The following is a 19648-nucleotide window of genomic DNA, read 5'->3' on the forward strand; positions in this document are numbered from 1 at the left end:
GCAATGCTCGGCTTTAATAGTACTTAACTAGCGTGAGTGTTAAGCGAGTAGTTCTTTCGCTGTATTGACGACATTTTCTGTGGTAAAGCCAAACATCTTGAATAGCTCATCTGCAGGTGCCGATTCACCGAATGTTGTCATGCCGATGATCTTGCCTCCAAAGCCAACATACTTGTACCAGAAGTCAGCAATGCCCGCTTCGATAGCGATTCTTGCTGCCACATCGGAAGGAAGCACTGACTCGCGATACGCTTCATCTTGCTTATCAAATACGTCTGTTGCTGGCATTGAAACAACACGCACTTTATGGCCTGCTTCATGCAATTGTTGAGCTGCAATTACCGCTAACTCAACTTCAGAGCCTGTTGCAATCAGGATTAACTCAGGTTTGCCTTCGCAATCTTTAAGCACGTAGGCGCCTTTAGCGATATCGGCCACTTGTTGAGTGCTGCGCTCTTGCTGAGCGAGATTTTGACGAGAGAAAATCAGTGACGTTGGTCCGTCTTTGCGCTCGACAGCAAATTTCCAAGCCACCGCAGACTCGACTTGGTCACATGGGCGCCATGTGCTCATGTTTGGTGTTAGACGTAGAGACGCCATTTGCTCAACAGGTTGGTGTGTTGGACCATCTTCACCTAGACCGATGGAATCGTGAGTGTAGACTTGGATGTTTTGTACTTTCATTAATGCTGCCATACGCATTGCGTTGCGAGCGTATTCCATAAACATTAGGAAAGTTGCACCATAAGGAACAAAACCACCGTGCAGTGCGATACCGTTCATGATAGCGGTCATACCAAACTCACGTACACCGTAATGGATGTAGTTGCCAGACGCGTCGTCAGCAGTGAGTGACTTAGAACCAGACCACATGGTTAGGTTCGATGGTGCAAGGTCAGCAGAGCCGCCTAGGAATTCAGGTAACATAGCACCAAACGCTTCTAATGCATTTTGGGATGCTTTGCGTGATGCGATGTTCGCTGGGTTTGCTTGAAGATCAGCGATGATTTGACTTGTCTTTTCTTCCCACTCTGCCGGAAGTTCACCGTTTACACGACGCTTGAATTCAGCGGCTAACGCTGGATAAGCGGCTTCATAGGCGGCTAGCTTTTCGTTCCATGCCGCTTCTTTAGCGGCACCTGCTTCTTTAGCGTCCCATGCTGCGTAAATTTCTGTCGGAATTTCAAACGGGCCGTATTCCCAACCTAATTGTTTACGTGTTGCTGCGATCTCATCGGCGCCTAGTGGTGCACCGTGGCAGTCATGAGAGCCAGATTTGTTTGGAGAGCCGAAACCGATAATCGTTTTAGTACAAATAAGAGTAGGGCGAGGGTCTGCTTTTGCAGCGATGATCGCTGCATTGATTGCTTCAAAATCGTGACCGTCTACGGCTGGGATAACATGCCAGCCATACGCTTCAAAACGTTTTGGAGTATCGTCTGAGAACCAACCTTCTACTTCACCATCGATAGAAATACCGTTGTCATCCCAGAAAGCAATAAGTTTACCAAGGCCTAATGTACCGGCAAGAGAACAAGCTTCATGAGAAATGCCTTCCATCAAACAGCCATCACCCATAAACGCATAAGTGAAGTGATCAACGATGTTATGACCTTCTTTGTTAAATTGTGCAGCAAGTGTCTTCTCTGCTAACGCCATACCCACAGCGTTAGTGATACCTTGGCCTAGTGGACCGGTTGTAGTTTCAACACCTGGTGCGTAGCCATACTCTGGGTGACCTGGTGTTTTTGAGTGCAGTTGGCGGAAATTTTTGAGGTCATCAATGGAAAGCTCGTAACCAGAAAGGTGAAGTAGTGAGTAAATCAACATTGAACCATGGCCGTTAGACAGTACAAAACGGTCACGGTCAGCCCATTCAGGGTTTGATGGGTTGTGGTTTAAGTGAGAGCGCCAAAGTACTTCAGCGATATCAGCCATGCCCATAGGAGCACCAGGGTGGCCAGAGTTAGCTTGTTGAACACCGTCCATGCTCAGCGCACGGATAGCATTTGCTAGGTTTTTACGTTCCATAATAAACACCGAATAAATTTGATATTGGAAAGGGGGGAATTAGAGAGGGGAACGCAAACGTTCCCCTCTTATTAATCGTGTGAATTAAAGCTTAGCTTCAATCATCGCTTCTAGTTTGCCTTGGTCTACGGCAAAGTTGCGGATACCTTCAGCCAGTTTCTCTACTGCCATTGGATCTTGGTTGTGCTCCCATAGGAACTCGGCGTGGGTCATCGTAGCTGGACGAGGCTTAGAGCCTTTAGAGTCAACAAGTTTTGCAACCACTTCACCTTCTGCGGCTTCAAGCTCAGCAAGAAGCTGTGGAGCGATAGTTAGGCGATCACAGCCAGCAAGTTCTAAAATCTCACCGATGTTACGGAAGCTTGCGCCCATCACAACGGTATTGTATCCGTGGTCTTTGTAATAGTTGTAAATGTTGGATACCGACACTACACCTGGGTCTTCTGCTGCTTCAAAGTCACGACCTTCTTTCGCTTTGTACCAGTCCATAATGCGACCAACAAACGGTGAAATCAGGTAAACATCCGCTTCAGCACATGCGCGAGCCTGAGCGAATGAGAATAACAGTGTTAGGTTACAGTTGATGCCTTCTTTCTCTAGGATCTCAGCGGCACGGATACCTTCCCAAGTAGAAGCAAGTTTGATCAGGATACGATCATTCGCGATACCAGCATCATTGTACATTTTGATTAGCTGGCGAGCTTTAGCAACGCTGCCTTCGGTATTGTATGAAAGGCGAGCATCTACTTCTGTAGAGATACGACCTGGAATGGTTTTAAGGATCTCTTTACCGATGTTTACCGCTAACATGTCGCAAGTATCTTGGATTTGTTGAGCCTTATCGTTACTTTGAGCCTTAGCGTATTCAATCGCTTGGTCGATAAGCGGCGCATAGTCAGCAATTTGTGCGGCTTTTAAAATCAGAGATGGGTTAGTGGTCGCGTCTTCTGGTTGGTACTTACGAATGGCTTCGATATCACCAGTGTCTGCTACTACAGTAGTTAATTTACGAAGTTGCTCTAATTTGTTGCTCATCGGTACGTTCCTATTCTTGAGGCATAAATTTGTGAGGAATGGCCTCATACGACAAATGTTATGTTACGAGCCAAAGTTTCAACTTAGTGACGATTTAACTCGTTAACTGTTTCCGTGTTAGTGAACAAATATGCGTGAGCATATGTATCACTTATGAGTAAATGTTGAACCCATATTTACTCTATGTAGAAATAATGTCAATCAATTACTGGTATGAAAACGGCGATTACTAGGGTTATTTTTGTTTTTTGATAACGCAAGCGTACTTCGTTGCGGATTCTAGGTTTAATAAGGTCTGCAGTACGCTTTTGTTGTTGAAGTTTTGACCTGAGAAAATGTAATGCTATTGAGCGAATGCTTAGTTCTGTTTATGATTGAGCATATGTTTTCGGTGTGAGCCAATGAGCACCATTATTTTTGCGTAACTAGGTAAGTGATGATGAACAATGAAATTAGCGAAACAGGCAATGATCTACTGACAGAAATAGCGGTGGCTTATTATCAAGACGGCGCGACACAAGAAGAGATCTCCAAGAAGTTTGGTGTGTCTCGCGCCAAAATTGGTCGACTGCTTAAACAGGCAAGAGATGAAGGCATTGTTGAGATTACAGTTAAATATCATCCAGTATACAGCGCTAAGATAGAACAGCGATTAATTGAGCGCTTTGGTGTCAAACGAGCGTTGATTGCGCTGGACCAAGTCGATGAAGACGCACAACGAATGCAGGTAGGTGGACTAGTGTCTAACTACTTAGCGCAAACCCTAAAAGGAGGTATGGTGGTGACGGTTGGGCAAGGCCGAAACGTTTCAGCTGTCGCTCATCATATGGGGGTGATTACGCCAAGGGACTGCAAATTTGTTTGTGGCATTGGTGGCATTCACCCAAGAGGTGGTCGTTTTAATGCGGACCACATTTGCCGCCAACTAGCGAAGAAGTACGGAGGCAGTTCGGAAACCCTATATGCCCCTGCTTATGCGGAAAACAGGGATCAAAAACAAGCGTTTATGCAGAATGCGACCGTAAAGCAGACACTTGATTTGGCCCGTAAAGCGGATATGGCTATCGTGGGCGTCGGCGATATGAGTGAAAATAGTTACATGGTGGACCTTGGTTGGTTCACACCTGACGAGGTCGTTCAATCTCGATTGAATCAAGGTGTCGTTGGAGACTTTGCTGGCTATGATTTTTTCGATATTCAAGGGCTAGTAGCAAATACGGTCATGAGCGACCGCGTAATAGGTTTGGGACTTGAAGAGTTTCGTATGATATCAGAAGTGATAGCGATTGCGTCTGAAAATAGCAAACCGATGGCACTGCTAGGCGCATTACGAACGGGTGTGATTGATGTCGTAGCAACGAGTGTCAGTAACGCCTTGACGGTCCTAAACCTTGATGAACAAATGAAAAATCTATCGAATTAAGGTCGTTAGGCGAACTCTGTGGCCTTAATCAAATCAAGTAAGAACTCGTATCTTGCGGCAAGCTTCTTTCTTTTCTTCTTCACAAAATAAAGTGGTTCACTGACCGAGTGTTCAGTGGACCAAACGTCGACCTTGTCTTTATAGCCAGAATACTCAATAGCAACTTTAGGTAGAACAGTCACGCCAATCCCCATCGAGACTGGTTGGAGAATCTGACTATGCTGATTGATATAAGTGACTTTGCGAAAATCTTGCCACGCAGCGTCTTTGAGCTCATTAAGATGGCTGTCTTCAATGTACTTCTGTAGGTAGTATTGAGCATCAGGGTGGTCAACAACGCCAAGCTGTTTAATCGCATCTATCGCTGATAGTGTTGATACGGCCTCTTTACTCCCAATCAAACACAATTCAAGCTGCCCAATGTACTGGGCGGTTAATTCTGGATTCTGAATGGTTGCGGTAACCATACCAGAGTCGATATGACCTTGACTAATACTCTCAATAATCCTGCGGTTTGGCGCTGCTTCGACATTGACTCTCAAGTTTGGATACTGTTGCTGCAGTGACAACAAGCTCGGGTAAAGTGCTGTGATGATAGCTCCAGAAGCGGAAAAACTAATGTGACCAGCCTCAGGGTCATCATATCGAAGACATTCAAGTAATACGTTCTCTCTATTTGCTAGCTCAAGGGCGTATTCGTAAACTAAACGCCCTTGTTCTGTTAACTCAAAGCTTTTGCCTTCGCGAGTCAGCAGCTCAACATGGAGACTGGTTTCTAATTTCTTGATGTGTTGACTGACGCCAGGTTGTGTCATGAACAGCTTGTCGGCGGTTTGAGTAAAATGTCCGATTTCGACAAGCGTTTTAAACGTATTGAGCCAAGTAGTATTGATCATGACGATGGTCGTCTCATAGATAACAATTGATTATTGTTTTTAGGTTATAGGATAACGATTGGTTAAGCTACTGTGAGATGACTATCCTGAAATAGCCACCGCGACTTCACTGTGTATTTCTCAGTGCTATTTCGCCGCGGCTAAACCACGCCGGTCATGAAGACCGGCTCAGTCCTGACCTATTTTTCAATCGGTAAGTCAACACGTTGGCCCCATTCTGTCCATGAACCGTCGTAGACAGACAGGTTGTGATAACCACATATATAAGCGCCAAGTGCCAAAATACATGCGGTGACGCCAGAGCCACAGCTAAAGACGAGATGCTCTCGCTTACTTGCCGAGATAGCCGAGAACAACGGCGCGAGATCTTCGAATGGTTTCATCGTGCCACTATCGATGAGCTCAGCAAAGGGTAAGCAAACAGAGTGGGGGATATGACCACTTCTGACTCCTTGTCTTGGCTCTTTCACTTCGCCTTTAAAGCGAGCTAAGGAGCGAGCGTCGACAATATGGGCATTGTGTTTCACTGAGTGGGATAGCACTTGCTCTGCCGACAAGAAAAAATGTGGGTCTAGCAATAGAGACGCTGAGCTCGGCACGTGGCTAGTGTAATGATCAATGCACTCGTAACCTGCGGCTTTCCATGCGGGTAAGCCGCCGGAAAGAACGTAAACATTGCTGATGCCCATTGCTTTTAGCATCCACCATGCTCTAGGTGAGGCGTAAGTTCCTGAATTATCGTAGACAACAATGGTACTTTCTTGAGTAATGCCTAATGTCGATGCCAAGGTGTTGAAGCGTGCTTCGGTTGGCATCATATGAGGAAGCGAACTGTCGGGGTCGCAAAAAACGGTATCATAATCAAACCGTTGTGCTTTGGGAATGACACCATCTTTGTCTTTTTCAGGCTCTAATGGAATTTGAAATTCAATACTGGCGTCAAGAATAATGATGTCTTTATTCGCATCTAGTTGCTGTTTAAGCCACGTTGGAGTAACGAGAGGTTGAGTCATCAATGATTTCCTTGTCTGTTGAGGCAATGTTGAAGGCGATAGGTTTTAGTATTAGAAATAGCGCTTCGCTGCGTATTAAGCATGACGTCTGTGTCTACGGGGCACAACGTTGTTTTGTCGGTGGGGACACGACTACTGCTCCCATCCAAGTGTTCTACGATAAGGTAATAGCGGTTACCATCTAAAGACTGGGTAACAACATGGCTGATAACTTTCGCTGTCGTAGATGATTGCGTGTCTGTTTCGGATGAATAAAGGAGAAGCAATAATACACCCACACCCAAAGCGAGAAGACTAAAAGCGATGGTTAGTGGTTTCATAAAAGCTGCCCCTTAGATTATGTTGCTTAGCTACAGACCTTACACTGTTTTGATTTTGGCAAACCCATTTCACGCCAGCTTAACGTCAATCCATCGAAAATCAAAAGCTTGCCAATTTTAGGTTGTCCATAGTTTGCCAGTACTTTGATTGCTTCAAGAGCCTGAGTAGCGCCAATGATACCTACAACTGGTGACATCACTCCCGCTTCAACACAGCTCAACGTCGTATCGCCAAACAGCGCACTTAGGCACGCATAACAAGGCAGGGTATCATCTTCATAAGTGAAGACAGAAACCTGACCTTCCATTCTGATCGCAGCACCGCAGACCAATGGCTTTTTATGTCGATAACAAAGACGATTCAGTTGATTACGAGTTTCAACGTTGTCTGTAGCATCCAAAACAAGGTCGTGATTGATGATTTGTTTTTCTAACGCCTCTTCATCTAAGCGACGATTGATCGTTTTGATGGTAACGTTTGGATTGATCTTAACTAACGCTTGGCGAGCAGACTCTACCTTATCGATACCAATAGATTCATCGTTGTGAAGGACTTGTCGTTGAAGGTTGGACAATTCAACTTTATCGTCATCGACAAGGGTGATCGTACCAATTCCAGCTGCAACAAGATATTGGCTGGACGCACACCCTAAACCACCGGCCCCGATGATTAAAATAGACGATTTTTTGAGTGCTTCTTGCCCGTCAAAATCGAAATTCTTTAGGATAATTTGACGGTTATAGCGAAGCATCTCTTGATCAGACAGTATGTCCACAGTGACCTCGTTAGAATAGCGTTGGATTAAACAATTGTATCTGAACCGTCTCACCAACCTCTATTGAAGCGCGCTCTCTCTCTAAGACGACGAAACAATTGGCTAGACTCATCGATCTAAAAGCACCAGAACTTTGGTTTCCGGTACTCTCGACCACGAACTGTCCATTTTCGATCGAATAGATACCTCGTTGATAATCGGTTCTTCCCGGTACTTTTTTGAACGCGCTGCGAGTCGTTGCTGGAATGGATTCTGGTGCTTTCCACTCGCTATGCCCTGATAGTTTAGCAACAAGAGGTTGTACCAGCACGTACATCGTCAAGACTGCCGACACAGGGTTGCCCGGTAAACCACAGAACCATGCGTTATCAAGTGCTCCAAACGCAAAAGGTTTGCCAGGTTTTATCGCCAGCTTCCAGAATCCGATTTGCCCCAGCTGTTCCAAAATGTCTTTGGTATAGTCTGCTTCGCCCACACTCACCCCACCGGAGGTAATTACCACGTCAGCTTGCTGCTGGGCTCTCTCGAAGGTGGATTTTAGCGTCGCAGGGCAATCAGGGATAATCCCCAAATCAATGGCTTCACAACCAAAATTTTCGATAAGAGGTTTAATACCGTAACGGTTGCTGTCATAGATTTGGCCGTCTTGAAGTTCCGTGCCCAGCGGACGTAACTCATCACCAGTCGAAAAGAAAGCTATAACAGGTTTACGGAATACCTTGATGTGACTAATTCCGAGTGTAGCGATCATTGGAATATCGCGAGCGGTTAAACGCGCTCCTTGCTTTAATACAACATCGTTGACCTTAATATCATCACCAGTAGGGCGGATATTCATATTAGGTCGCAAAGAGAGCTGATTAAACGTAATGTTATCGCCATCGACTGTCGTGTTTTCTTGCATGATGACCGCATCACAACCTTCAGGGATTTTTGCCCCAGTCATAATTCTAACTGTGGTCATCGCAGGCCAATCACCTTCAAATGGTGCACCAGCGAATGACTTACCAATCATCGGTAAGGTTGGGTTTTGCTCTAAATCACTGAGGCGAATGGCATAACCGTCCATTGCTGAGTTATCAAATGGCGGGACGTTAATTGGAGAAAGAATATCTTCTGCCAACACATATCCTAGTGCATCAGGCAATGGCAGCGTGAGAGTCTCGGTAACAGGAGTAATTGGTGTGAGCATTTTATCCAATGCTTCTTCTATAGGCATCAAGCCTGGTGCATCGCAGCAACCCATAAGATAAGCCATCCTAATTGATTCAGTGGAACTAATGAAATTCAATAAAGTCTCCGGAATGTAACACATTTTTACGGGGGAAAGGCTGACTCCTATGGATAAAATAGCCAAAAACATGCTTCAAATCATAGTGACTACAAAGCAATACAGAATTTGTGGGTGTAATTGATGAAAATTCCGAGTATCCTTGTGCCCCCTTACGGGTGTTAGTGCGAGGAAGTAAGATGTCAGGATTAAGTGAATCAGCAAAATTGGTGAAAGCCGCGTTGTCAGAGCGAGGGCTAGAAACACCGATGCTGCCAAATGAAGTCAGCCGTGAAGAAAAGAAAGAGCGTATTGAACATCATATGCGTGAAATTCTTACGTTGTTACAGCTTGATCTACAAGACGATAGTTTGATGGAGACGCCGCATCGCATTGCCAAGATGTATGTGGATGAAATTTTCTCTGGCTTGGACTATGAGAACTTCCCTAAAATCACCGTAATCGAAAACAAGATGGACGTTAGTGAGATGGTTCGTGTTAAAGACATCACGGTAACGAGCACTTGTGAACACCACCTTGTTACCATTGATGGTAAAGCGGCAGTCGCCTATATCCCTCGAGGTAAAATCATCGGTTTGTCTAAAATTAATCGTATCGTCAGGTTCTTCGCACAGCGTCCACAAGTTCAAGAACGTATGACGCAACAAATTCTGGTTGCTCTACAAGCATTGCTTGAAACGGACGATGTCGCAGTAACGATTGATGCAGTACATTACTGTGTGAAGTCTCGCGGTGTCATGGATGCTACCAGCGAAACGACGACTACAGCATTGGGTGGCATCTTTAAATCCAAACCAGCGACTCGACATGAGTTTTTGCATGGATTGCGATAACCGTCGACTATTGAATGCATGTCTCTATTCAACGCCTTCGAATTTCGAAGGCGTTATTGTATTTACAACTGCTTTTCGTTCATACTATTGATTACATAAAGGATTTACTCCGAAAGAGCAGGATAAAATTGATGGGCGCAATACGACTAGAACAGAGTGCTCTAGAGTCTGAAGTCTCTTTCAGTTGGATTAGGTAGATGAATAGACTTCAGAAAATTTATAGTTATGCTGAACCAAATACCACATTAGTGGTTGTCATGGGAGGACTTGGTTACCCTGTGTACTATTGGGTTTGGCAATATTTGTTTACCCAACCTTATGAAAATCTGTGGCTCAGATTACTTTGTTCTCTATTAGTGTTTGTTTTAGCTTTTAGAGACGTGATGTCTAACAAGCTAAAAAAGTTTCTGCCACACTACTACCTTTTTGCCATTGGATTTTGTTTGCCGTTTTTCTTCTCATACATGATGCTCATGAACAACTGGAGTGATGTATGGGTATTGTCATTCATGTCCTCTATCTTTCTCCATATTCTTTTGGTGTATGACACAAGGGTAATGCTTCTACATGCTTTTATTTGTGTGGTAGCTGCTGGTTTAATTGCCCACCTTCAATTGGAGGGCGGAATCCAACTTGCTGAACATGTGGTCTATTTGCCAATCTTCGCCTTCACCTACCTGTTTGGTAACCTCTTTTACTTCAGAAACCAAACGGAGCATGAAGCTAAGTTCTCAATCGCTAAGTCGTTTGGTGCTGGCATTGCCCATGAAATGCGTAACCCTCTAAGCGCATTATTGTCTTCTTTCGAAGTCATCAAAGGAATTATTCCAAATGGCAACTCATCCTACCGAAATACATACCAACTAAATGCGCAGGAAATTCAAATACTCAACGATTTAGTAGACGATTCAATGAAAGTTATTTGGACAGGTAATGAGACAATCGACTTGTTGCTTACGTCGATTGACCAGAACCGCGTTTCCACCTCGACGTTTTGCAAGCATCACGCCCACAAAGTGGTAGAGAATGCAGTTAACAGCTTTGGTTATAAAAATGCTTCAGAATCTAGATTAGTGCAGGTTGATATTGAGAGTGACTTTGAGTATTTGGGTAGTGACACATTACTGAAGTATGTCATCTATAACCTTTTGAAGAATGCATTTCGTCATCGTGGAACTTCTAAATTTACAATTTCACTTAAGGCTAAGAGAACGGCGGATGGAAATAGTATTCTAGTTCGTGATACGGGGCAGGGTATTGAACCTGATCTTATCAAAAACATCTTTGAAGATTTTTATACGACAGGCAAAAATGGAACGTTTGGCTTAGGTTTGTCTTTTTGTCGAAAGGTTATGATGTCGTTTGGCGGTAATATTGAGTGTCGTTCTGTTTATGGTGAGTGGACTGAGTTCGAACTCAAGTTTCCGGATTACAGTTCTAATAAAATCAGTAATATCAAGTTTGATCTAATGAAAGCGAAAACACTACTTTACATTGGTGATGAGGACTCACGTGTTGGGGCTGTCATTAAGAGAATTAGCCTTGAAGCGGATATGAATCTCACGTCTATAACTTTATCCAAAGCGGCTGCTCGTGAAGAGCATCAGTTTGAGTTTAACTTGATTATCATCGATGGGGAGCTAGATCGCCATGGCTGGTCTCTGATGTCGAGATTAGAAGGTAAATTGGGTTTTACCGAGGCTAGAATTGCGTTCATCCATGACGAGAATGCGACTCGTAATCTCTATTTCCAGAGATATGTTGACATTGAATTGTACAGTCACCAAGATTTTATCAACTCCCCTAGAGATGCGCTCGACTACTTAATGTTTGATGAACTGAAAGTGGATATGCCAATTCAGTCATACAACGAAATTTCGACTAAACGTACCGTTATGATCGTAGACGATAATCATTCGTTGCGGTCTATTACTAGTATTATGCTAGAAAAGCAGGGGTTACATGTCATCCAAGCAGAAAATGGCAAGGTGGCACTGTCGACACTGGAACAGGAAGATGTTGACTTGATTCTAATGGATATTGAAATGCCAGTTCTCGATGGATTGACAACAACTAAAATGATTCGTGAATCAAACGCATCCTACGCATCGATTCCTATCGTTGGTTATACTGGCGATAAGAGTGAAGAGACGGTCACTAAAATCAACGAATATGGTATGAATGATTTTATTGTTAAGCCAACACCAAAAGACGAGCTAATTGATAAGGTTGCTACATGGATTTAAAAAAGCCCACCAATTGATGTGGGCTTTTTAATATACTTACTTAAACGCTATCTCTTCATTGTCCCAAGCTTTTTGACAAACATTTACGACTCTCGCAAGCTCTTCAATTGTATGATCTGCATTTATGGATAAACGGAGAATATGCCTACCGTTTGGAGTAGCTGGTGGAGCAAAAACAGAGCCAAAGATGCCGTTGTCTTCGAAAAACTCTCTCGCTCTTATAGTGTTTTCAACATCACCAGTGTCAATGCCAATAATCTGGGACTCACTCGGAATGCTAAACCCTATTTCACGTAACTTGTGATTGAGGTAATCTGCATTTTTCGCCAATGTCTTTCTCTTCTCATCGGCAGCGACGATGACATCAAACGTTTTACTCAGCCTTTTTAGTTCATAAGGTAACATTGCGGAGCTAAAAATAGCGGGAAACGCGACCATTGGGACACAATAATTTGTCTTGTTGTTTGCAAGTATAGCACCTGCTCGGTACGCAAAGGTCTTCGCTAGACTAGCAGTGATATAGTCGACATGCTCGGTGAGGCCTAGCTCAGCAACGAGACCTGCACCATTTGGTCCATGAGTACCTAATGAATGTGATTCATCAACGACGAGTGCGCAGTCGTATTCATAAGCAAGAGAGACCAGATCGACCAATGGGGCAATAGTTCCACTTGTACTGTAGATAGAATCAACAAGAATAATGCCGCTACCATGTTTGTTCAGTTGTTTCTTTAAATGACGCACATTGTTATGCATAAACATGTGAACGTTGGCACCTGCGATACGGGCACCTTCCCAAAGTGAGGCGTGGGCAAAGAAATCTACGTATACATTGGTGTCTTTATCGCATATTGCTTGAAGCAAATTAACGTTTGCTGTCCAACCTGACTGAGTAACTAAGCAACTATCAAACCCCGTCAAAGTTGCTAACTTAGTTTCGAAGTCGGTTTCTTTTTCGGCTCCGAGTAAGTAAACGCCAGACATCAGTAAGCTTTCATCATTCTCCATGATTCCTTGGATATGAGCTTCCTTGATTTCACTATGACTATTGAGATTCAAATAATCATTTGTTTGCATCACAACGTCACCCTTTGATGGGCGACCACCGCAAACAACTGGCCTCTGGTCCGAATTAGAACTAATTCTGTCAGCGATGAAGAAGTCATGCTTCTGTGAAATAAAGTCTGGGAGAGCCTTCTTGATTTTTGTTAAGTGCATAACAGTTATTCTCTATGTAATTGAAGTCATATGTCGGCCGATGCATTAATTTATTGCCGAATAAAGAATAACTGTCACTAGTGTATATTTATTTCTTTGGTTATCTTTGCAAAATGAACTATAGTCTCTGTGAATTTATTAATTTTGTTTATACCTGTACGGGGTCTCAGCAATATCATTTCTGTACTCAACTGATGTTTATTGATATTTGTGTCACAAAAGGTTATTTTTCTTGTGCTAACTCTGGCCAATACATTTTGATAAAACCAAAACTCACCCAGATAACCGCCAAAGTTGCTACAGATAACTCCAAAAAACCGAAGTTGTGAAGCCAATGCCAATGTGGGTACTCGCCCTCGAAGAAATCCGTTAACCTGTACATCGCTATCGAACTGATGACTGAGGGAAAGGTAATCGCAGCGATAGATGGTTGAAATTTAAGTCTTAATAATCTGAAGTAACACAAATAGATAAGTAACGTCATCGTGATGGCAATACCAGCTAGCGCACCCGTCAGTATAGGATCAGGTTCAGGAAAATTGACTAAGTATGCTGATAATGTGAGGTTGATCGGCGCTGCCATAATAGCGATAGTAGGCCTGGCACGTTTGCGAAGCATACCTTCAAACACCAATCGATATAGAACCAGTGGTAGCATAAAGAAATATATTGCTATGCACACACTAGCAATGGTTTCAGAATATACCGTATGGCCAAATTGAGTTCCTGCTAACGAACTACTAATAAGGCCAACAGGATAAAGAAACCAGCTTGGAACTATATTGGCTATTTTAAAATTCTTAATTTGATAGAAAAAGAATAATATCGCCATGAGTATATGCAACATCAACGCAGCAAACCAAAGAGGATAGGCGATGAGTGGCCTTATAACGGCTAAATAATCACACAGGATTAATAATGCCATACTCATTGGGGCCATTAAGCTACCTGTTAATGGGTGCTTTATATCAGCCGAAAATATATGACGATTGAGTAGATATTTTAACAGTACGGGAATTAGCAGTAAGGCCCCGATAGTGGCTAAGACTGGCTGAATAGTCTTACCAAGTTCTGGTACGTACATTGCCCAAGCGTGGCCGAGGCCGATCATTCCTAAAGCCAGCGAGGCTTGAGATGTGGGGACACTGTGAAACTGTGTCAGTCGTTTTAGGGCAGCAAGACTTGTTGTCACGAGGAGAGCTCTCTTTAATATCCTTATTATTATCTGCTAGCTCTTCTTGGAGAACCAGCAGTCTAGCCGTCTAATTATACACAGTTTGGATAGAAAACGCGCTCAGTTTTCCTTTCGTGGTAGATCTTCTTGTCGTAGTTTTTCGTTTTTGATGGTTCGGTGGAGGAGTTGGCTATAAATAGGTTGTCCCCCCATTGCTTGAGCAATTACTGTTGCACCCAACGCTGTGATGATAAGTGGTAAGATTAAGTGGTAGTTATTGGTCATTTCAATGACCAGTAAAATTCCAGTAATCGGTGCTCGTACCGTTGCAGAGAAGAGAGCACCCATCCCTGCGATTGCAAAGACAGCGGGTTCTATTGGTAAGTTAGGAAATAGTGCTTTCGCTGTTAATCCGAAAGCATAACCGAAGGACGTTCCCAGTGCCAGCATAGGTGCAAAAATACCGCCAGGCGCACCAGAGCCAAAGCAAATAAGGGTAGTAAGTACTCTACCGATAAACAGCAATACCAAGATGGAAGCGCTAAAACTGCCATTTGTAATATCAGGAATTATACCGATACCGCCACCAGTTAATTCTGGTACATAGAGGAGGAGTAGCCCGAAACATCCGCCAATAATAGAACCCGTAAACAGGAAACGCTTAAGGTCGTTTTTATGAATGCGTACAAACAGATCTTGAAACACGGTAACAAGTTTATTGAAAGCAACGCCAAATACACCGAAAAGTGCACCTAAAACTAGAAATAGCCACAACACATTGAGTTCTGGTGAGCCATATTGTGGGATGGAGATGACGGCGCTTTGACCATTAATATAGCGAAAAACCAAAGTCGCGGTTACTGCTGAGATAAGTACGGCTTTAATAGAAATAAGAGAGTAGCGAAAATGCGGACGCATCTCTTCGATAACAAACATGATACCGGCAAGAGGGGCGTTAAAAGCAGCTGCGAGACCGCCTGCAGCACCGGACGCAAGCAAAGTATGGCGACTGTCATCGTTTTTTACTCGGAAGAGATCTGTCACCATCCGAGCTAAGTTGCCGCCCATTTGTACCGTTGGACCTTCTCGACCTAGTACCATACCTGAACCGAGAGCTCCTAAGCCACCAAAGAACTTAACGGGTAACACGCGCCACCAACGAACTGGTCGCATATTATCCATCGCCCCCTCAATTTCAGGAATACCTGACCCTGCCGCCTCAGGTGCAAATTTATGGACTAAAAAATAGCCAATGAAGGCGAGTAGTGCACTAATTAGAAAGGCGGAAAGCCACAGAGGCAGGACTGAACCGATTTCGTCGCGAAGCCACTCTGTACGCGTCTCAGTCACGAAGTGAACACCAAGCTCAAACAATGTGCCTACCAAACCTGCAAGCACACCCACAACACAAGATAGCAAAAGCACTGAGATAGGTGTCGTATCTCTCGAGAGAAACTGATTAATCGTTCCACGTGGCACATAGGCAAGTAACGATTGTTTGATTCTTTCTCTCTTTGTCATTGTATTTAAAGACCTTAGGTTCTAATGATAGGAATGTATAAGTAAAATTATACGACTTAGAACAATTGGCAACAGTGGCAAAGATGAAAAGTAGTATTTCAAATTTAATGTTGCTTTTTTTGCATGATTTTGTGAGATACGTCAATTTTATTTCCTTGCATTAATTGGAATCTGTACCATATTTAAAACGTAGGGATGGTATTCGACTAGCGTGGAGGATTTGAAAACCCTACATACAATTTGGATGTGCAACAAACACATACTACTGCCCCGTCCATAATCTCAGCCGCGTTAATAGGGTTCAGAGATTCGCAAACTCACGATTGAGTAACGGGGGATTAAGGCGCGCGCAAAGTGCGCCTTTTGTCTTTCTGCCTACTTAGCTTCTTTACTCTAAAGCGCTCACTACTTGATATATTCAATCTAGAACCTCAAAGTCGGTTAGGTATATACTCCTACTAAAATAATGTTTAGAGAGTTCATCATGTCACATCAAGTGCCTACCAACATCATAACGGGATTTCTGGGTGTGGGTAAAACCACAACAATCCTCAATCTACTTAAAGCGAAACCCGAGAATGAAAACTGGGCGGTCTTGGTCAATGAATTTGGCGAAGTCGGTATTGATGGTGCCATGATGGCTGAGGGTGGGGCGTTAATTAAAGAAGTACCCGGCGGCTGCATGTGCTGTACTGCTGGCGTTCCGATGTCTGTTGGGATTAATGTTCTGTTGAGACAAAAGCCCGATCGCTTGATTATTGAACCCACAGGGTTAGGTCATCCAAAACAAGTGATGAAAACCTTAACATCGGAACAATACACTAACTACATTGATCTCAAAGCGACAATCGCTCTGGTTGATCCACGTAATTTGTCCGATGAACGACATTTATCAAATGCTAACTTTATTGATCAATTAAGTGTTGCTGAAGTGGTTGTTGGCAACAAAGTAGACCAATGTAGCGCTGAAGATATTGATGTTTTTAATGACTGGCTCACTGATCAAAGCCCAGCGAAAATTTTCCATAAGTTGGTGAAAAATGGAAATCTACCAATAGAAGTATTGGATATTGAGCGGCGCATTCCCAATCAGACCACTTCACAGGCGCAATCACATGAATTTCATGACCACAGTGATTTAGAGCCGGTATTTGAACTATCTCCCGAGCTTCCATTTGTTCGACGTGAGAATAAAGGTCAAGGTCATTTCAGCTGTGGTTGGATTGTTGGCGCAGAGCATAGTTTCGATTTTGACCAATTATTCTCAATGTTGAGTGACCTCAACGCTGAACGGGTTAAGGCGGTCGTCAATACTGACAAAGGATGTTATGCCTTTAATGTCGCCAATCGGGTTGTTTCGGTAAACCAAATGTCTTTAGAAGGTTATGAATCAAGAGTTGAAGTAATAGACAGTGAGCTGCTTCCATGGGATCAGCTGGAGTCAGTGCTGCTTGAGTTGTGTGGCTTACGTTAATATATGGATTCAAATGAACTCCTAGAAACGGCATCTACTCGACGGATTATCGACGTTCAGTGGCTGTGTGCGCTTGATGAGGCTGCCAAACGTTATGGTGTTGATATCGCGTCTTATAGAGGCGGTATCAAGGATTGGCATGAGCAGATGGAAAGAACTAAGGTCTCCCTTGATGCGCTAGAAGAAGCCATTACGTTATTGGAGGCTCATCCGTCTGCGTTTGATATTGTTATCGATGCGGGGACCAACATTACGGCGAATCACCTTGGTATTTTGGGGGCGTTTTTGTACAGCTCTCCAAGCGTTGATGTTATGTTGAAGTTCTTTGAGCTGTTTTCGCTAGTGTTTTGTCCCGCAGTAAAGCTGGTGTTTATTCATCGACTAAATGAAAAATCCGAACTGTGGATGCTCAGGCACGATAACGACAAAGGGATGCCAACCTTTTCGAACTTGGGTTTCAGCTATTACTGCATCGCACTGATTACTTTTATTCGGTCGACTCAAAAAGAATCTTGCTCTGTTGAATTTTTCTTTGAACGCGATCCTTTAGACGAAGATGTGATTGAATCATTAGAGCAACGATTTAATTGCCATATTTTTTACGGGCATAAAATTCGGCGTATCACGCTTCCAAGTTGGTACGTCAACAAACCGTGTACCTACGCGAATCCAGAGCTCAATGCCACATTGGTAGCGCCGATGCATTATAGCGCTGAAAGTACTATGGATTCGAGCTTGGCGGAGCAAGTGTTTTCTGTGTTCAAGCAATATGACGTTACAGACATCACCATAGACACGGTATCTCAGCATTTTCATATGAGCAGTAGAACGTTGACGAGAAAACTCAGTGCACAATCGCTATCCTTTCGGACGTTGCTTGACCGATACAAATTAGAAAAGGCTATTTCCCTATCTGCTAATCCAAGCACTAACTTGACCCAAATCGCTCTAGAAATTGGTTTCAAAGACCTAAGTTCGTTTTCAAGAGCGTTTAAGCGTTGGACTGGAGAATCACCCAAATCACTGCTAATTAGTCGGTGAGCGCTATCTATGTTACCCAGCTCAACCATCCGTTACCTGATACCTAGTTGGTGTCTCTTTCTGGCTCTTACCAACAACTACTCTGTTTTTTTATCTCAATAACAATAATCGGCATGTATTGAAAAGGGATCTAAATAGGTGTGGTGATACGGGTTTGATTTACGTTAGTGAATGTCGATTTCAGTCGTACCAATCTAGGTAACGTATATGTCGCTCAAGGTAACACCAAGCTGGCTATTACCGAGTATCTTAAAGTGCGATGAGCATTATCAATATAACTAAAAGTTATGACCGCTAAAGATAGTATGAAGGATATGTGTTATCGCCTAAATTATGTGTAGCGGGAAGGGTAAACGAATGAATCAAGCACAAACAGAGCTTAATCGCCTAATATCTGAAGTTGGTGAGTCAGTGATCGGACAACAGCATGTGGTCACGGCACTGGTGGTTGGGCTTATTACTAATGGTCATATTCTTCTAGAAGGCTTGCCAGGTACGGCCAAAACGCGCTCTATCAAAGCGTTAGCGGGCTGTCTACACACAAGTTTTGGTCGTATTCAGTTTACCCCCGATTTGTTGCCTTCCGACGTGACAGGCACCGAAATCTATCAAGATGTGGATGGGAAACCTCAGCTACATTTCCAATCCGGACCTATCTTCAACAGCATCGTATTGGCGGATGAGATCAATCGAGCTCCTGCTAAGGTTCAAGCCGCCTTGTTGGAAGCAATGGCAGAAGGCACGGTCACCGTAGGTGGTGAAAGCCACTCTCTCCCGGAGCTCTTTATGGTGTTAGCGACACAAAACCCTATTGAGCAAGAAGGGACTTATCCATTACCAGAAGCGCAAATGGATCGCTTTATCATGAAAGTGATGGTGGATTATCCAGAAGACGAAGCCGAGAAAGACATTATTCGCCTAGTTCGTGATGAAGAGCCGGGAGCGCGTTCGAGTACAACAAAGCGCAATAGCTCTGAATCGTCCATCTCACCGGAGTCGGTGTTTGTTGCTCGTGAACAAATGGCCAAGATAGAAGTATCTGACATCGTTGAAAACTACATTGTCGGATTAGTGATGGCGACGAGGCAGCCACACCGTTATCCAGATTCCTCGCTACAAGATTGGATTTTAGTGGGCGCTTCGCCTCGTGCGTCTATCGCTCTGGATAAATGCAGTCGAGCCTATGCGTGGTTACAAGGCCGCTCTCACGTAGAGCCAGATGATGTGCGCGCCGTGGCTCATATGGTTTTGGGTCATCGGGTAGCGCTGTCATACAACGCGCTCGCAGAGCAAATCACTCAGAAGGATGTCGTCGACCGTCTATTGGATGTTGTGGCTATTGGCTAACCGCAGAGG

Annotated in this window: 16 protein-coding genes; 6 read left to right on the forward strand and 10 right to left on the reverse strand. The window is 43.8% G+C overall.

Annotation, left to right across the window (positions count from 1 at the left end):
* Nucleotides 1-39 precede the first annotated feature (39 nt).
* Nucleotides 40-2031 carry a transketolase gene (tkt, locus tag VTH8203_RS10140; RefSeq protein ID WP_096993568.1) on the reverse strand — a complete coding sequence of 664 codons (1992 nt, stop codon included), beginning with the start codon at nucleotides 2029-2031 and terminating at the stop codon, nucleotides 40-42.
* Between the two features lie 84 nt (nucleotides 2032-2115).
* Nucleotides 2116-3066, reverse strand: a complete 951-nt coding sequence (tal, locus tag VTH8203_RS10145) for a transaldolase (protein ID WP_096993569.1) — start codon at nucleotides 3064-3066, stop codon at nucleotides 2116-2118.
* Nucleotides 3067-3505: 439 nt separating this feature from the next.
* Between tal and VTH8203_RS10150 the strand changes: the two genes are divergently transcribed.
* Nucleotides 3506-4489 carry a sugar-binding transcriptional regulator gene (locus VTH8203_RS10150; RefSeq protein WP_370739221.1) on the forward strand — a complete coding sequence of 328 codons (984 nt, stop codon included), beginning with the start codon at nucleotides 3506-3508 and terminating at the stop codon, nucleotides 4487-4489.
* A 5-nt stretch (nucleotides 4490-4494) separates the two neighbouring features.
* Here the strand turns inward: VTH8203_RS10150 and VTH8203_RS10155 are convergent, their stop codons facing one another.
* From VTH8203_RS10155 to moeA, 5 genes are all read right to left on the reverse strand, one after another.
* Complete coding sequence (locus VTH8203_RS10155; protein ID WP_096993571.1) at nucleotides 4495-5385, reverse strand: LysR family transcriptional regulator; 891 nt, start codon at nucleotides 5383-5385, stop codon at nucleotides 4495-4497.
* Nucleotides 5386-5564: 179 nt separating this feature from the next.
* Nucleotides 5565-6398 (reverse strand): sulfurtransferase, encoded by an 834-nt coding sequence (locus VTH8203_RS10160; RefSeq protein ID WP_096993572.1) that lies wholly within the window; start codon nucleotides 6396-6398, stop codon nucleotides 5565-5567.
* Nucleotides 6398-6718: a hypothetical protein gene (locus VTH8203_RS10165; protein WP_096993573.1), complete on the reverse strand. Its 321-nt coding sequence runs from the start codon at nucleotides 6716-6718 to the stop codon at nucleotides 6398-6400. The genes VTH8203_RS10160 and VTH8203_RS10165 overlap by 1 nt, the downstream gene beginning before the upstream one ends.
* A gap of 26 nt (nucleotides 6719-6744) precedes the next feature.
* Nucleotides 6745-7494 (reverse strand): molybdopterin-synthase adenylyltransferase MoeB, encoded by a 750-nt coding sequence (gene moeB, locus VTH8203_RS10170; protein WP_096993574.1) that lies wholly within the window; start codon nucleotides 7492-7494, stop codon nucleotides 6745-6747.
* Nucleotides 7495-7504: 10 nt separating this feature from the next.
* Nucleotides 7505-8740: a molybdopterin molybdotransferase MoeA gene (moeA, locus tag VTH8203_RS10175; protein ID WP_096993575.1), complete on the reverse strand. Its 1236-nt coding sequence runs from the start codon at nucleotides 8738-8740 to the stop codon at nucleotides 7505-7507.
* 224 nt (nucleotides 8741-8964) lie between these two features.
* On the opposite strand from moeA, the gene folE reads away from it, so the two are divergent.
* The gene (gene folE, locus VTH8203_RS10180) at nucleotides 8965-9618 is read left to right on the forward strand and encodes a GTP cyclohydrolase I FolE (protein WP_038226529.1); all 654 of its coding nucleotides are present in this window, start codon (nucleotides 8965-8967) and stop codon (nucleotides 9616-9618) included.
* Nucleotides 9619-9815: 197 nt separating this feature from the next.
* Nucleotides 9816-11864: a hybrid sensor histidine kinase/response regulator gene (locus VTH8203_RS10185; protein ID WP_096993576.1), complete on the forward strand. Its 2049-nt coding sequence runs from the start codon at nucleotides 9816-9818 to the stop codon at nucleotides 11862-11864.
* Between the two features lie 36 nt (nucleotides 11865-11900).
* Here VTH8203_RS10185 and cqsA read toward each other — a convergent pair whose 3' ends face one another.
* The 3 genes from cqsA to clcA form a co-directional block, all read right to left on the reverse strand.
* Entirely contained in the window at nucleotides 11901-13082 is a 1182-nt protein-coding gene (gene cqsA / locus VTH8203_RS10190) for an alpha-hydroxyketone-type quorum-sensing autoinducer synthase (protein WP_096993577.1), read from the reverse strand.
* A gap of 223 nt (nucleotides 13083-13305) precedes the next feature.
* Entirely contained in the window at nucleotides 13306-14274 is a 969-nt protein-coding gene (locus tag VTH8203_RS10195; RefSeq protein ID WP_096993578.1) for a TDT family transporter, read from the reverse strand.
* A 102-nt stretch (nucleotides 14275-14376) separates the two neighbouring features.
* On the reverse strand, nucleotides 14377-15777 hold the full coding sequence (gene clcA, locus VTH8203_RS10200; RefSeq protein WP_096993579.1) for a H(+)/Cl(-) exchange transporter ClcA: 1401 nt from the start codon (nucleotides 15775-15777) through the stop codon (nucleotides 14377-14379).
* Between the two features lie 484 nt (nucleotides 15778-16261).
* Here clcA and VTH8203_RS10205 point away from each other — a divergent pair, with 484 nt between their 5' ends.
* The 3 genes from VTH8203_RS10205 (at nucleotide 16262) to VTH8203_RS10215 (ending at nucleotide 19639) form a co-directional block, all read left to right on the forward strand.
* Nucleotides 16262-17251: a CobW family GTP-binding protein gene (locus tag VTH8203_RS10205; RefSeq protein ID WP_096993580.1), complete on the forward strand. Its 990-nt coding sequence runs from the start codon at nucleotides 16262-16264 to the stop codon at nucleotides 17249-17251.
* 3 nt (nucleotides 17252-17254) lie between these two features.
* Nucleotides 17255-18292, forward strand: a complete 1038-nt coding sequence (locus tag VTH8203_RS10210) for a helix-turn-helix transcriptional regulator (protein ID WP_096993581.1) — start codon at nucleotides 17255-17257, stop codon at nucleotides 18290-18292.
* Nucleotides 18293-18649: 357 nt separating this feature from the next.
* Nucleotides 18650-19639, forward strand: a complete 990-nt coding sequence (locus VTH8203_RS10215; protein ID WP_096993582.1) for an AAA family ATPase — start codon at nucleotides 18650-18652, stop codon at nucleotides 19637-19639.
* Nucleotides 19640-19648 lie beyond the last annotated feature (9 nt).

The sequence above is a fragment of the Vibrio thalassae genome (assembly GCF_900089835.1).
Taxonomy (GTDB): Bacteria; Pseudomonadota; Gammaproteobacteria; order Enterobacterales; family Vibrionaceae; genus Vibrio; species Vibrio thalassae.